Raw genomic sequence first — 15,049 nt, 5'->3', positions numbered from 1 at the left:
TGCAAGCACCAGATGAGAGGAATACGCCATGCATTCAACCATTGGCACGACACGTGCTCAGGAAGTGAATAAATGGCAGCCGATGTGTCGCCAAAGATAGAGCCAAATTACTAATTAACCGGGAGATGTTCCTAATGAGCGATACATTAATTGAGTTATCGCGCTGGCAGTTTGCATTAACTGCTATGTTCCATTTTATCTTCGTTCCTCTCACCCTCGGACTCACGTTCCTGCTTGCCATTATGGAATCGGTGTACGTGATGACCGGCAAGGAAATCTATAAAGAGATGACCAAGTTCTGGGGTAAGTTGTTCGGGATAAATTTCGCAATTGGTGTGGCCACGGGTCTTACCATGGAGTTCCAGTTCGGTATGAACTGGTCTTATTATTCTCATTACGTAGGTGACATTTTTGGCGCACCGCTGGCAATTGAAGGATTAATGGCGTTCTTCCTCGAATCAACGTTCGTGGGCCTGTTTTTCTTCGGCTGGGACCGCATGTCAAAAGTGAAGCACCTCATGGCGACCTGGTTGGTTGCTATTGGCTCAAACTTCTCTGCACTGTGGATCCTTATCGCCAACGGCTGGATGCAAAATCCTGTGGGCGCCGAGTTTAATGTCGAATCCATGCGTATGGAAATGGCCAGCTTCGCTGATGTAATTTTCAACCCGGTTGCTCAGGTTAAATTCGTTCACACCGTTTCTGCGGGCTATACCACCGGCGCCATGTTTATTCTGGCGATTTCTAGCTATTACCTGCTGAAGCACAAACACGTTGCTTTCGCTCGTCGTTCGTTTGCAATTGCAGCAAGCTTCGGTCTGGCATCGGTATTGTCTGTAATCATCCTCGGTGACGAAAGTGGTTATGAAATTGGTGACGTGCAGAAAGTAAAACTGGCTACTGTTGAAGCTGAATACGAAACCCATCCTGCTCCGGCGCCATTCACCATCTTCGGTATTCCGAATGATGAAGAAGAGCGTATGGACTACGCCATTCAGATCCCTTATGCCATGGGCATTATTGCTACCCGCAGCTTCGACGAAGAAGTGATTGGCATCAAAGATCTGAAAGAGAATCACCGTGTGCGTATTTTGTCTGGTGTTCAGGCTTACAAATACATGGATGCGGTGCGTGACGGTTCTGCAACGCCAGCAGAAAAAGCGTTGTTTGAAGCAAACCGAGAGAACCTGGGTTACGCCATGTTGCTGCAACCTTACACCGACGATATCACCCAGCCTACACCTGAAGCGCTGAAAAAAGCTGTTGATTACAGCATTCCGCCAGTGGCACCGCTGTTCTACTCTTTCCGTCTGATGGTGGTTGCAGGCTTCCTGATGCTGGTACTGTTTGCCACTGCATTCTGGTACAGCACTAAGCACCGTATCACCCAACCACGTTGGTTGCTGAAATCTGCGTTGTATGGTCTGCCGTTGCCATGGATTGCCTGTGAAGCAGGCTGGTTTGTGGCTGAGTTTGGTCGTCAGCCATGGTCTATCGCCGAAGTACTACCGGTTCATGTGTCAGTGTCGAATTTAAGTGTAAGTGATGTGGTGTTCACTATGGTTGGCTACACCCTGTTCTACACCGTGATGTTCATCATTAGCTTCTACCTGATGAAGAAGTTCGCCAAAAAAGGACCCACTCCGCCAGCGGATGAGAAAGAAGAAAGCGTTATTGGCTTGAATGAAGGAGTACACGCATGATTGATTATGAAGTTCTACGGGTAGTTTGGTGGGTGCTGGTTGGCGTGCTGCTGATTGGTTTCGCCATCACCGACGGCTTTGACTTAGGGGTAGGCGCACTGCTTACCATTATTGGCCGAACCGACGAAGAGCGTCGGGTAATGATTAACACGGTTGGCCCTCACTGGGACGGTAACCAAGTCTGGTTTATTACCGCAGGTGGCGCTATTTTCGCTGCCTGGCCAATGATTTATGCCACCGCGTTCTCCGGGTTTTACATTGCATTGTTTTTGACCCTAGCTGCACTGTGGATGCGTCCGCTGGGCTTTGATTATCGCAGTAAGCTACCCAGCCAGAAATGGCGCAAGAACTGGGATATTGCGCTGTTCTTTGGTGGTTTCGTGCCTATCCTTATTTTCGGTGTAGCTTTCGGTAACCTGCTGCAGGGCGTACCTTTTGAATTGGATAACACCCTGAAATCTACTTACAGTGGTTCTTTCTTTGGCCTGCTGAACCCATTCGCTATCTTGTGTGGTCTGGTATCTGTGGCGCTGCTGCTGAACCATGGGTCAACCTGGCTGCAAATGAAAACCGACGGTTTTGTTGAGTCTCGTGCTCGCTCTGCATCAATGGTGTTGTCGCTGGTTACTGTGACACTGTTTATTCTGGCTGGCGTATGGATTGCGTTCGGCGTCGATGGCTACGTAGTAACGTCCACTATCGATACGGGTGCAGTCACTAATCCTATGCATAAAACGGTCGCCACTGAAACCGGTGCTTGGATGAACAATTATGGCCTGTATCCCTGGATGGTGGTTGCACCTGCGCTGGGTATTCTGGGCGGATTAGCCTGTGCATTCTTTTCAAAAGCAGCGCGCGGCGGATGGGCATTTGTCTCTAGTTCTGTCATGATTGCGGGCGTCATCTTAACTGCGGGTTTCTCCATGTTCCCGTTCCTGATGCCAAGCAGCACCATGCCAGACGTGAGTCTGACAATGTGGGATGCGACATCCAGCGAAACGACCTTACGTATCATGTTTTTTGTAGCCTGTGTGTTTGTACCAATTGTTTTGTCTTACACCGCTTACGGCTTTTACGTGATGCGCGGTCGCATTAAAAACGCTGATTTAGACAAATCTCACGCAATTTACTAGGAGAAGATACTATGTGGTATTTCACTTGGATCCTTGGTGTACTGCTGGCTTGCTCATTCGGCATTATTAATGCGATGTGGCTGGAAGCGACCGAGAACCTGGACCGCCCCGATACTGAAGAATAAGGGATAATTTGAGTCGTTCCCCCTCACTATCTGGCTGGTTTCAGCAATCTGTCGCCACCGGAGATGCCGCTTCCCGCGGCGCTCTGGTGGCGTTAATACTTCTACAGGTTTTCCGCGATATCGCGCTCATTGCTGCTTACTGGGGCTTCTCTGCCATGATTACCCAGTGGATTATGGAAGAAAGTTCTGCTTCAACCTCGATGCTTGTGCTTACCCTCGTTAGTCTGCTGTTAGTATGGGTGAGTCAGGGGCTATCTTTGTTTCTCAACCACCGCTACCGCCTTGGTCTGCTGGCGCAGTTGCAATCGCGGTTGTTACTCACTTTTTCCCGTCAGCAGCACGCCTTGGTGCGCCAGCATTCGGCTTTCCACTGGCAAACCTTGTGGCAAATGCATTTGCCCGCTGTGGTGAACTGGCATTTTGATTACCGGGTGCAACAGATGGTGGCCGTGGTGGTACCGATCATTGCACTGGTGGCGATTTTTACGGTGAATCTGGTGGTAGGGGCGAGCCTGCTGATCACCCTACCCATCGTACCGTTATTTATGGTGCTGGTGGGTAAAGGCGCAGCAGCCCAGCATCGCAAACATTTCATCGCGCTGGAAAGGCTGGGCCGTCTTTTCGTCGACAGGGTATCAGCACTGCCATTATTGGCCTCGTTCCGCGCCCATGATGCACAGCGGGAATTGCTGGACACCGCCGGGAACAGCCTGCGGGAACGCACCATGAAAGTGGTGTCTATCGCTTTTCTCTCTACCACTGTACTGGATTTCTTCTCTACACTGGCAGTAGCGTTGATTGCCGTTTATATCGGTTTCACGCTGTTGGGTGAATTTGATTTGGGCGAATCCATTAATTTGCAGCAGGGGTTGTGGCTTCTGCTTACTGCGCCGTTACTGCTGTCTGAAATGAAGAAGCTGGGACAGTTTTATCACCAGAAAGCCCAGGCGGAATCTGCCCGGGAAGCCATGGGCGATATGTTGAAAAACGATGATTCGGTAGTTAACCATGCTGTATTCTCGTCGCTTTCACTGTCCGGCGAGCTTACAACGGCGCCGGATTTGCGCACCGAACAGCTGAACCTTGAAAGCGGAGACTGGGTAAGACTTGGTGGCGAATCCGGTGCCGGTAAGACCGTGTTGATGGAGCTGTTAAGCGGCCAGCGTCCGGGCCTTGAAGCCCCGGTTACCCACTATGCACTACTCACTCAGACCCCGGTTATCTTGCCGTTTTCTGTGAGAGAGAATCTTACACTCGGTGGTGATTTTACCGACGATGTGCTTGGTCAGGTGCTGGCCGAAGTCGAGCTGAATGGCTGGGTAGCATCATTGCCGCAGGGACTGGATACGCCAATGGGTGAGCATCCGCCCTTGTCGGGCGGTCAGGCACAGCGGCTGGCCATCGCCCGCTTGCTGTTACGTAAAGCCCCAGTGTGGTTTCTGGATGAGCCCACCGCCCACTTGCCGCAGGCACAGCATGACGCGATCAGCGCTCTCATTCATCGTACTTGCGGCGATGCCACCGTGATCTGGGCGTCACATAAACCTTTGCCCGATGCGTGGTTCAATCGCCGTTGGCAGGTTGCCAACGGGGTGGTGTCACAATGAGAAACATACCGTTCATCAGTTTACTTTTAGCCATCCTGCACACTACGTCAGGACTGCTCATTCTTATATTTTCTTCCTGGTTTCTCGCTGCCTGCGCGCTTTTGCCGGTTAACTTTAATTACATGCTGCCAGCTGTGATTATCCGTGCCCTCGCACTTACCCGTATTGGCGCCGGTTATGGCCATATGTGGCTGGCCCACCATGACTTATTGGGCCGCACGACCTGGTTGCGTAGCGAGCTGTTCAATCGCCTAAAAGACCATATCCTGGTGGAAAAGGCCGGTGATGTGGAAAAGCTCGCTGCACAGACTGAAATGTTGTCATCGGTGTGGGTAGGTTGGGTTGCCCATCAGGCCAGCGCTGCGGTGCTGGTACTGCTGTCGGTTTCTGTAGTGACGTATCTGACATTGCCCGGTGCGGCTTTAATGTGGATCATGGCCGGACTGTGGCTGGTGATCAGCCTCTGGCTTGTGTACTTCGGGCTGAATAAGGCCGCCAGTCAGGCGAAAGACGAGCAGGCATTTCGTTATCAGTCTGAACATTTCTTTGCTGCCAGCAGCTTGTGGCACCTGCAACTGAATGAAAACAACCAGCAGTTTCGCAATGCACCGCAGCTTTCCTCGGTATGGCAGAAGCAGCAGGCGGTGGAATCCGCCGGTCAATGGGGATTGTGGCTTATTCACGGTGCCGCTATCGCAGCCATAGGTGCGCTGTTCTGGAGCAATCAGCAGGACGGCTTCGGCGACGCCACGGCGATCATCGTGCCTATGTTGCTCCTGAGTATTACCGACTGGCTGGGACGTCCTGTAGGTACGGTGGCACATCTGGGTAAATACCGGCAGGCAGCACAGGCACTTAAGCGTGATGATGCCGCGCCACTGCCGCCCATGGTGAAAGGATCACCGGAACGGGCGATTGAGCTACAGGATTTTCAGGCGCAGACCATGCCTCACGGAGTGTCTGTGAAGCTACCGGTTTCTGGGCTGGTGGTATTACTCGGCGCCTCAGGCTGCGGTAAATCATCTCTGATGAAAGCGCTGGCAGGGCTGGTTCCGGCACAGGGCGAATTGCTGTTTGACGGCAACACCGTGGCCGCCGGTCGTCGTGAAGGCTGGGTGTATGTAGAGCAGTCTCCCCGTATTCTTGAAGCGACTTTAAAAATGAACCTCAATCCGGCTGAAAAACCGATGACACCAGAAGTCATGACACAAGCGTTGGCGCAGTTTGGCTTGGAAAGTTTAACGAATCCTGATGAATGGCTGGGGCAGGGCGGACGTCGTCTCTCTGGCGGTGAATCTCGCCGATTGTCTTTGGCACGGGCGCAGCTAGCCGAACCTGATGTGTGGCTGGTGGACGAGCCATTTGAAGGGCTGGACGAACGTAATCAGCAACTGGTTGAAGCGGGTTTGTTGCAAGCCGCTGGGGGCAATCTGGTGATTGTCGCCACGCACGTTCTGCCAGCGGAACTGACTGACAGAGCTGCACAAATTATTGAAATGTGACAGCTAAGACTGCACACTCAGGTTATACAATAATTCAATGCTGGCATGCTGATAGCGCTTTCTGAAGCGCCCATCATGTCGGACCTCAGGCAGGCGGAGACTCACCTTGCACTCTCATGGTCATCATCACGGTCATTCTCATGGCCACCGCCATCATCACGATGTGAGTGATTCGCAACGTATCGGCTGGGCGTTCTGGCTCAACTTTATCTTTACCATTATTGAGTTTATCGGTGGCTGGCTTACCAACTCCGTAGCCATAATGGCTGATGCCGTGCATGACTTAGGTGATTCCCTCTCTATCGGACTGGCGTGGTACCTTAGTAAAGTGGGTCATAAGCAAGCTGATGACCAGTACACCTATGGCTACAAACGTTTAAGTTTACTTGGTGCCATGATAAACGGTCTCATTCTGGTGGTGGGTTCGGTTTGGGTGCTTTCTGAAGCGATTCCACGGTTGTGGGACCCGGAAATGCCGGTAACGGAAGGCATGATTGGTCTGGCTATTTTGGGAATTGCGGTAAACGGTTATGCCGCTTACAAGCTCTCAGGCGGCAGTTCTATGAATGAAAAAGTGCTTAATTGGCACTTACTGGAAGATGTGCTCGGCTGGGTCGCTGTATTGATTGTGGGCATTGTGTTGCACTTTGTGCACTGGCCAATCCTTGATCCACTGCTTTCCGTACTGTTCACGCTGTTTATTCTGTTCAACGTGGTTCGATACGTTATCGACACAACTAAGTTATTTCTACAGGGCAACCCTGATGTAGAGAAAAAGCGGGAAATTCACGATGCGCTGATGTCTGTCGAGCACGTGAAAGCCCTGCATCACGTGCATTTCTGGTCGCTGGACGGCGAACAGCACGTTCTCACCGCCCATGTCGAATTACAATGCGATATCGACGCCGCCACCAATCGCCGACTGAAAGCGCAAATTGATGACAAGTTGGCCGATTTTGCATTAGCCCACACCACCATAGAGTTTGAAATGCCCGGCGAAGTCTGTCGCGATCATGACGACCACGACCACGACCACTAGATCGTGAAGAGCACGGCCATTTGAAACACGCCGTGAATACATCCATGTAGGCTCGGCTGCCGCATCCCTGCGGCAGACGGTTTCGAATGGCCGTGCTCTTCACTGGGATGGCCGTGTCTGGCTTTTCAATGCGCATAGTTATGCGTATATTTTGTTTCTGGACCTCAGATCCGGAGACATGAAATGAATGCCCTGTATGATCAAAATGCACCAAAGAAAGCAACTAGCCTGAGTGTTAATAGTGACTTATTGGAAAAGGCTCGTGGAATGAACATTAATCTGTCGGCAACGCTGGAAGAGGCGCTAAAAGAACAGTTGGCGCAAAAGGCGTCTGAACAGTGGCAAGCTGAGAATAAAATTGCCATGCAGAAGTACAACGAATTTGTCGAGGAGCATGGAAATTTTAGTGACGAGTTCAGGGCGTTTTAATGGCCTAGTTCGATGTGTATGTGAACAACAACCGAAACACCAGGAAGATATACCCCTACCTTGTCGATATTCAGCATGATGCGCTCTCACATCTTGCTACCCGGCTTGTTGTACCGTTGGTGAGTGCCAGCAGAAAGCCTGGGATGTCGATGGCAAAACTGACTCCGGAAATAACCATAGACGAAGCCAGTTTTATCTTTATGATGCCGCAACTTGCAGCAGTTCCTGCTGAATTGCTGCAAGCACCACATGGTTCACTAAGCCATTCACGGCATCTGCTGGTGGATGCAATAGATTTCGCAGTCACCGGTATCCAGTTCTACCCAAGAAAATGATGTTACAGCGCCGCAGTCGACATCATATTCATCACCGAATCTCTGAATGACGGATACACAACCCGCCAGCTTTTCCTGACAGGCATTTTCGGCAACCAGTACGGGTTCGCGAAGATTGGAAACGCCACAGCCGCCACTGCTGTATATTTTTGTCTTGATGCCTGTCTCATCGGCCAGCATCCGCAGCATGGTGGAGTATGCGCCGGCGTGGGAATCGCCAATGACATAAAGCGTACGTCCTTTAAGGGCGTCACCTTGCTCTACTTCTGCTTGGTGGGAATAGTAGGGGTACCAAACGTAACGGTCATTGGTATTGCTGAAATTCAGAAACTTCTGGCCTGTGAAGCCAAGAAAAGTGCACACGAATGTGAGCGTAATAGCACCGCTACCCCAGCCGACAGTCCCTTTAGGTGACAGGTTACGAATGAACGGCAGTTTCGGAATGCCCCGTTCAATAAAGTGATAGGACAATACGCCCAGTACGATAGTAATCGCCACAGCACTCGCCATTTCATAAGCCGTTTGCAACCCGGTGGACCATCGGAAGAAGGTGTATACCGGCCAGTGCCAGAGATACAGCGAATAGGACAGCTTGCCAATATAGGTCATTGTCCGTAACGAGAACGGCTTGATGATTGCGGCCTCGCCGGACACCATAATGCCGTGGATAAGCGCAACGGTTCCCAAAACAGGTAACAGCCCCCACGGTAACGGAAAGGATGCCTTGTCTGCGAACATCAGTCCGGCAGCAATGAGTATAAGGCCAGAAACAGCAAATGCGTTCGCTTTGCCCCTACTTCCTGCCATATCCTTGCCGTGATGATATTGATACAGCATGGCGCCAGCGGCTAGCTCCCAAAATCGGCTGGTGAGAAGGTAGTAAGCCAGATTTGTATTGCTACCCGAATGCCAGGCAGAGATGGCGAGTGATATCAGGCCAACTGTCACAACGGCAGGGCGGAATTTGCCTTGCAGCCAAAAATAAAAGAGTACAGGAAAAAGAATGTAAAACTGCTCTTCTACACCCAGCGACCAAGTGTGCACAAAAGGGTTAAATTCTACTGAAGGTGAAAAATAAGTATCAGTGTTCATCGCTAGGGCAATGTTGCTGACGCCGAAGAAGGCAGCCAGGGCGGTGTTGGAAATGGACTGACTCAACCACGCCTGAGGAATGAAGAAAATTACAATACAACTGGTGAGCACCAGGCAGGTGATCAGGGCAGGAAATATCCGAAGAATGCGGCGTCGGTAAAAAGCGACAATGTATGAGGAAAAGTTACCGGGTTCCCTGGCCGCGAGTGAGCGAGCAACCACATAGCCGGAGATTACAAAAAATATGTCAACGCCGGTAAATCCGCCGGGTAAAAAGCTACCTTGCAAGTGAAAAATCATCACGGCGATCACGGCAAGCGCGCGTAGTCCGTCAATGGCTGGAATATAAGCTGATTTCATCAGATATCCTTATCTTTTAATGGGATATGAAATTTAGATTGCTAATGCAAACGGCTCTGAAACGGGACGAGACTGTTCCTGCCAGGCAAGCTTTTGTATCGGTGTCGTCGCATCTTCGGCGGAACACATGACAGCAGGTCCCGACCGCTTTTCATCAAGCTGAAGCGATGCTTACTGTTATGTCGCTGAGTTCAGTTCTCGCGTACCTCTGATGTGACTCAGCAGAAATCATGCCGGATGAGGCGGGCGTGTATCGGGAAGCGGGTTGGGGCGCAGTGTCGGAGCAGGAAGTATTCACCGGGCCCTGTCGGCGTTTGGCCGGTGGAAATGCTGGTCAACGTTTGCGACCACGATTTTTGACCATACGTACTTGCTGTCCGTTGGCGACAAACACCAACACCATTTTGCGGGAAAGCAAAAGAAAAGGGCCTGACGGCCCTCTACACATAAGAAATTGATAAACAGGTTACAAGCCCAGGATCAGCCTTGGCGACTTTGCCCGAGAGCAGCACACGGCAATCTGGTCCATCTGCGCTTTTTCCTCGTCAGTCAGGAATACGTCTTTATGGTCTGCTTCACCGCCCAGTAAACGGGTGACACAGGTTCCGCACACCCCTTCTTCACAGGAAACCGGAATAAATAGTCCTTCATCTTCCAGCGCGTTGAGGATGGTGTCGTTTTCGCCAATCTGGATTACCTGTCCGGTACTGGCGATTTCCACCTCGAAGCTGCCATCATTACTGTGATCGATAGGCTCTGCGGAGAAAAACTCGCGGTGCAGCCGGTTTCCGGCTATTCCTGCATCTGCTGCCAGCGCCACTACATCGTTAATGAAACTGCCGGGCCCACAAATATAAACATGGGCCTCTGGTGGCACCGCTGCCAGTGCCTGAGCAATGTTCAATCGCTCCTGTTTGATAGCCTTATCATGCAAAATAACGTTCTTAAGCGCCGCATATTCATCAGAAAGCAGACTGTCTTCAGCACGTGCTACCGCATAATGCAGAATAAAATCCCGATCCTGAGCCTGACACTGTTCAATCATAGGCAGAAACGGCGTGATGCCAATCCCGGCGGCAAAAAACACGCTGGGGCTGTTTCCTTCAGCGAGCGGGAAATGATTACGGGGTTCGCTGATGGTCAGTTCGGCACCTTCCTGCAGAACCTCATGAATGAACTTAGAACCCCCTTTGCCGTCTGCTTCAAGCTGAACGGCAACCTGATAGGTATCTTCTCCGAGCTTACCGCACAGAGAATATTGCCGAATCATATCGTTCGCCAGAAACAGGTCGATATGCGCGCCGGGTGTCCAGGCTGGCAGTGCAGAGCCGTCTGCTGCGCTTAGCATCAGCAGACAAACCCGCGGCGTCATCGCCGCTTTGTGGGTAATAATAACCTGAATCATTTATGCCGCTCCGCTGGTGGCCGATGGCTGTTCACGTTTAATGGTTCGCTCGATAATACGTCGTGCCTGCACACCACCGGCATCAATATCCAGTTTCAGCAGGTGACGGTCCGGGAAACGATCCAAATTTTGCTGCTGGCGCTCAAGGATTTCCAGATCTTCTGAGAAAATCTGTCCCTGCCCTTCGCGGATAGACGCTGTCAGTGCTTCATCGTCAGCTTTGAAATTGCGGGCCATGCCCCAGAAATACCAGATGCTGCCATCGGTTTCAGGGGTAATGAAATCCACTACCGTGCTGTTGGCTTTCTGTTCAGCAGGGGCCTCGTAGCCGCCTTTGCCCGCCATCGCTACACCTACTTCAATCATAACGTGGCTGGGCGCGTCAAAGCGGCAAATCTGCCAGCGATCTACAGGCTGGTCGGTTGGCAGTCCGTTGGCCTGCAGCGCGTTTTGCCAGAAAGGCGGTGGCAGGATACCTTCCATATAACGGCTGGTGACAACCTGCGTACCTTCCATTGTGGTTTTTACCGGGGTTTCATCAATCTCTTTCTGACCAATGGAGCTGGCGTGCACGTAAGTCTCATGGGTCAGATCCATCAGGTTGTCGATCATCAAACGATAATCACATTTGATATGATACAGACCGCCGCCATATGCCCACTTTGGATCCAATGCCCACTCGAGAACCGGGATAAGCGAATCATCAGCAGCCTGTTTGTCGCCCGGCCAAATCCAGATGAAGCCGTAACGTTCGACCACAGGAATTTGTTTGATACAGGGAAACTTCTCAACCCGCTGGCTAGGCATGCTTTGGGTTGAACCATCAGCACCCATCTGCAGGCCGTGATAGCCACACACCAGATTGTCGCCTTCTACGTAGCCCAGAGAGAGGGGGGCGCCGCGGTGGGGACAGAAATCTTCGACGGCCTGAACCTGATCCTTACTATCACGAAAAAAAGCGATTTGGATATTACAGATAGTACGACCTAACGGCTTCTCTGAACCAATCTCGTCACTGGAGGCTGCCACGTACCATGCATTGCGGATAAAGGTGCTCATTATCGGATCCCTTGTAATAACGTAACTGTTTAATTGGATCCAATGTTAACAATGTAAATAAGATGTTTCTATCGTTTTTTTGATCAATTGGATCCAATTTCAATATTAAGATCCTCTCTAACCCCATTAAAACCGGCTGAAAAAGGAGAGAGAAAATTTTCTGGATCCAACTAACAGGGCGGGCTGACTTGTTCTTACCGGCGTAACATCGCAAAATAGCCGGAATGTTAATTCGTCCTGGCTACCTTTGTCATCGTGGGCAGCAAGCGAAAATGAGAGTAAAGCGATAATGAAAAAAGACAAACATGCTGTGCTCAGTATTTTGCGGGATAAAATTCTATCCGGTGCGTTAAAACAGGGAGACCGGCTGGTGGAAATACCGACCGCAGAGATGCTTGGAGTGTCCCGCACGCCGGTTCGCATTGCGTTTCGCGCCCTGGAGCAGGAGGGCTTGCTTACTCAGTTACCACGCAGGGGCTACCAGGTAAGAGAAATCACCAATGATGAAATTGCGGGTTCTGTTGAGGTTCGCGGTGTGCTCGAAGGGTTGGCGGCACGACAGATAGTGGAAAAAGGCCTGGCCGGAGAGGTTATCGCGGAGTTGAAACAATGTTTGAGTGACGGCGATGCGTTGTTCAGTGACCGCTCCTTCAACGAAGAAAAAGTGCAGACCTACGTGGAAATGAACCGTAAGTTTCACGACGTGCTGGTAAAAGGCAGTCAGAACAATGCTATTGCCATGGCACTGCAGATAAACGAACACATGCCTATGGCGTCTGTGAGCTCACTGGTGTTCAATCCGGACGAATCCGACCGGGAATACGAAAGACTGTACTACGCCCATCAGCAGCACCACGATATTGTGCAGGCAATAGAAGCAGGGCAGGGTGCGAGGGCCGAATCGCTGATGAAAGAACATGCGCAGGCGGCAATGAATCGTTATGAACAGCTGTCGAAGGGGACAACCTCTCGGACAATCCGCTCAGAATAACAAAGGCGCCATCGGCGCCTTTGATATATCTGCGAACTGACTAAATCAGCTTATCGATAGTAATGGGTAAATCACGTATTCGTTTGCCGGTAGCATGATAAACCGCATTGGCTACTGCCGCGGCCAGACCGGTGATCCCTATCTCTCCTAAACCTTTTGCACCCACTTCACTGAAGTTGTAATCCGGCTTATCAAGCAGGATCACGTCCAGTTCGTCAGGCATGTCGGCATGCACCGGCATCAGATATTCAGCGATATTATTGTTGGTCGGGCGACCGGTACGTTCGTCATACTCAGTATGCTCGAACATCGCCATGCCAATACCCATCACCACTGCCCCCGAAACCTGGTTGGTAGCAGTTTTGTGGTTAATGATTTTACCCACATCGATAGCGCTGACTACCCGGGAAACCCGTAAATCAGCAATTTCCGGGTCCCATTTTACTTCCACGAAGTGAACACCGAATACCCGGCTGGAGAACCCTTCCTTCATGGAGGCATCTGAACTGCCTTCGCCCTCTGCGCTCGCCAGTTTTTGCGATTTCAGGATGTCGGCAAAGGCGATGGAGGTGCCGTTGCTATCAGACAGCATGCCATCGGCAAAGGTGAGGTCGTCTTCTTTTGCATCAGCGAACGGCGAGTTTTTCATTACCGCGTAGGATTTCAGTTCTTCAATGGCGTTTTCGCAGGCGTCTTTCACCGCAGGCAGCACACTGGCTGTGGCCCAGGAGCCGCCGGATAGCGGGCCGTCCACATAATCTGAATCACCAATTTTGACCTCAACGTTCTCAACGTCAACACCGGTGGCAGCAGCCACCGCTTGCGCCATCACATTGTAGGTACCTGTACCAATATCCTGAATCGCGCAAGACACGCGGACTTTTCCGTTCGACAGAAAGGACACACTGGCTTTACTGGGGTTTTTCATGGCATCCCAGGCGCAGGCAGCTACGCCCCAGCCAAGCACATCCTTGCCATCACGCATAGAGCCGGGCTCGGGAGTTCGCTTGTCCCAGCCAAATTTAGCCGCGCCCTTATCGTAAGCTTCCAGAATATTAATATCTGACCACGGTAAATCTTCGGTCTGGTCGCGGTCAGTATAGTTTTTGCGGCGTAATTCCAGCGGATCCATGTTCATCGCGACAGCGAGTTCATCAATGGCGGACTCCGACGCAAACAGACCTGGCGCTGCGCCCGGGGCTCGCATGGAAGCCGGGCTGCCCGTGTTCAAAGGAATCACATTGTTCGCCACATCCACATTGGGACACTTGTAGAAAATCGGGGTGATGACACCAGCACTTTCTACCCGGGTATCAATTTCTGAAGTGCTGTTCAGCGTGTGATGGGCAATTGAAGTGAAATTCCCGTTTTCATCTGCACTCATGCGCAGCGTTTGTTCCGTACTAGAGCGGTGACCGGTTGTAGTAAACATCTGTGCACGGGGCACCATAAAATGCACCGGTTTGCCCAGTTCACGTGAGATGGCCGCTGTCGCGAAACAATGGGGCCAGCTAAAAAGCTTGCCGCCAAAACCTGAACCAAGAAACGGGGTTTTAACCACCACGTTTTCCTGCACCAGGCCAAATACCCGAGCAATGGTGTTACGACTGAACGTTACGCCCTGGGTACTTTCATAGACTACCAAACGACCATTTTCCCAATACGCCGTGGTGGCATGCATTTCCATAGGATTATGCGTTTCAACTGGTGTGGTGTAGGTTGCTTCGTGGGTATAGGCTGAATTACTGAATGCAGTCTCTGCATCACCACGACTTTTACCAACCGGCTTCTGTTCCTGCACCTCAACGCCAGCAGCCCGGGCTTGATTTATTGACGATACCGGATTGCTGTCTTCTTGATAGGATACCTTAATTTTCAGTGCCGCTTCCCGGGCTTTAGCAAAGGTGTCGGCAACCACATAAGCTACCATCTGGCCGGCGTAATACACCTTATTATCTTCGAAAGGCAGGCGACTTTCGTCCACCTTTAAACCCTTCTTCATACTGGTAGGGGCTTTATAGATACGATCAGTAAAGTGATTGTGATGGAACACATCCACCACGCCGGGCATTTGCTTCGCGGCGCTGGTATCAATATCTGTAATCGTTCCTTTGCTGATGGTGCTGTACACACCATAGCCATAAAGCATATTTTCAAGATGGTGATCGGCAGCATACATGGCCTGACCAGTAAGTTTCTGCGGGCCGTCTACACGAGGAAGGGCAGCACCCAAAACTTTTGCGTCTTTCATTTCCATTTTGCTGTCCTC

The 15,049-nt window shown here is 51.2% G+C and carries 13 protein-coding genes; 9 read left to right on the top strand and 4 right to left on the bottom strand.

Features of this window, described 5'->3' with window-relative positions; genetic code table 11:
• Nucleotides 1-134 precede the first annotated feature (134 nt).
• The 8 genes from BFC18_RS01165 to BFC18_RS21340 all read left to right on the top strand — a co-directional run bounded on the left by BFC18_RS01165 (nt 135) and on the right by BFC18_RS21340 (nt 7,873).
• Nucleotides 135-1,703 carry a cytochrome ubiquinol oxidase subunit I gene (locus BFC18_RS01165; protein WP_070123363.1) on the top strand — a complete coding sequence of 523 codons (1,569 nt, stop codon included), beginning with the start codon at nt 135-137 and terminating at the stop codon, nt 1,701-1,703.
• The gene (gene cydB / locus BFC18_RS01160; RefSeq protein ID WP_070123362.1) at nt 1,700-2,836 is read left to right on the top strand and encodes a cytochrome d ubiquinol oxidase subunit II; all 1,137 of its coding nucleotides are present in this window, start codon (nt 1,700-1,702) and stop codon (nt 2,834-2,836) included. Before BFC18_RS01165 ends, cydB begins: the two co-directional genes overlap by 4 nt.
• 11 nt (nt 2,837-2,847) lie before the next feature.
• Entirely contained in the window at nt 2,848-2,961 is a 114-nt protein-coding gene (gene cydX, locus BFC18_RS01155) for a cytochrome bd-I oxidase subunit CydX (RefSeq protein WP_070123361.1), read from the top strand.
• 8 nt (nt 2,962-2,969) lie between these two features.
• Nucleotides 2,970-4,568, top strand: coding sequence for an ATP-binding cassette domain-containing protein (locus BFC18_RS01150; RefSeq protein WP_070123360.1), 1,599 nt, complete (start codon nt 2,970-2,972; stop codon nt 4,566-4,568).
• The gene (locus BFC18_RS01145; RefSeq protein ID WP_070123359.1) at nt 4,565-6,070 is read left to right on the top strand and encodes an ATP-binding cassette domain-containing protein; all 1,506 of its coding nucleotides are present in this window, start codon (nt 4,565-4,567) and stop codon (nt 6,068-6,070) included. The genes BFC18_RS01150 and BFC18_RS01145 overlap by 4 nt, the downstream gene beginning before the upstream one ends.
• A gap of 106 nt (nt 6,071-6,176) precedes the next feature.
• The gene (locus tag BFC18_RS01140; RefSeq protein ID WP_070123358.1) at nt 6,177-7,109 is read left to right on the top strand and encodes a cation diffusion facilitator family transporter; all 933 of its coding nucleotides are present in this window, start codon (nt 6,177-6,179) and stop codon (nt 7,107-7,109) included.
• A gap of 183 nt (nt 7,110-7,292) precedes the next feature.
• On the top strand, nt 7,293-7,538 hold the full coding sequence (locus BFC18_RS01135; RefSeq protein ID WP_070123357.1) for a type II toxin-antitoxin system CcdA family antitoxin: 246 nt from the start codon (nt 7,293-7,295) through the stop codon (nt 7,536-7,538).
• 14 nt (nt 7,539-7,552) lie between these two features.
• Nucleotides 7,553-7,873: a CcdB family protein gene (locus BFC18_RS21340; RefSeq protein ID WP_083272848.1), complete on the top strand. Its 321-nt coding sequence runs from the start codon at nt 7,553-7,555 to the stop codon at nt 7,871-7,873.
• Here BFC18_RS21340 and BFC18_RS01130 read toward each other — a convergent pair.
• From BFC18_RS01130 to BFC18_RS01120, 3 genes are all read right to left on the bottom strand, one after another.
• Nucleotides 7,805-9,325, bottom strand: coding sequence for an acyltransferase family protein (locus BFC18_RS01130; protein ID WP_070123356.1), 1,521 nt, complete (start codon nt 9,323-9,325; stop codon nt 7,805-7,807). The two genes, BFC18_RS21340 and BFC18_RS01130, sit on opposite strands and share 69 nt — an antisense overlap.
• A 466-nt stretch (nt 9,326-9,791) precedes the next feature.
• Nucleotides 9,792-10,730, bottom strand: coding sequence for a PDR/VanB family oxidoreductase (locus BFC18_RS01125; RefSeq protein WP_070123355.1), 939 nt, complete (start codon nt 10,728-10,730; stop codon nt 9,792-9,794).
• A complete protein-coding gene (locus BFC18_RS01120) occupies nt 10,731-11,789 on the bottom strand; it encodes an aromatic ring-hydroxylating dioxygenase subunit alpha (RefSeq protein WP_070123354.1) in 1,059 nt (352 codons plus the stop codon). It abuts the gene before it with no gap.
• Nucleotides 11,790-12,078: 289 nt separating this feature from the next.
• Here BFC18_RS01120 and BFC18_RS01115 point away from each other — a divergent pair, with 289 nt between their 5' ends.
• Nucleotides 12,079-12,780 (top strand): GntR family transcriptional regulator, encoded by a 702-nt coding sequence (locus tag BFC18_RS01115; protein WP_070123353.1) that lies wholly within the window; start codon nt 12,079-12,081, stop codon nt 12,778-12,780.
• 40 nt (nt 12,781-12,820) lie between these two features.
• On the opposite strand, the gene BFC18_RS01110 is transcribed toward BFC18_RS01115, so the two are convergent.
• Nucleotides 12,821-15,037 (bottom strand): xanthine dehydrogenase family protein molybdopterin-binding subunit, encoded by a 2,217-nt coding sequence (locus BFC18_RS01110; RefSeq protein WP_211481000.1) that lies wholly within the window; start codon nt 15,035-15,037, stop codon nt 12,821-12,823.
• Between the last annotated feature and the right edge of the window lie 12 nt (nt 15,038-15,049).

Source organism: Alteromonas confluentis (genome assembly GCF_001757105.1).
Lineage (GTDB): Bacteria > Pseudomonadota > Gammaproteobacteria > Enterobacterales > Alteromonadaceae > Alteromonas > Alteromonas confluentis.
The sequence above is the reverse complement of the archived record's forward strand: the minus strand, read 5'-3'. Positions and strand labels throughout refer to the sequence as shown.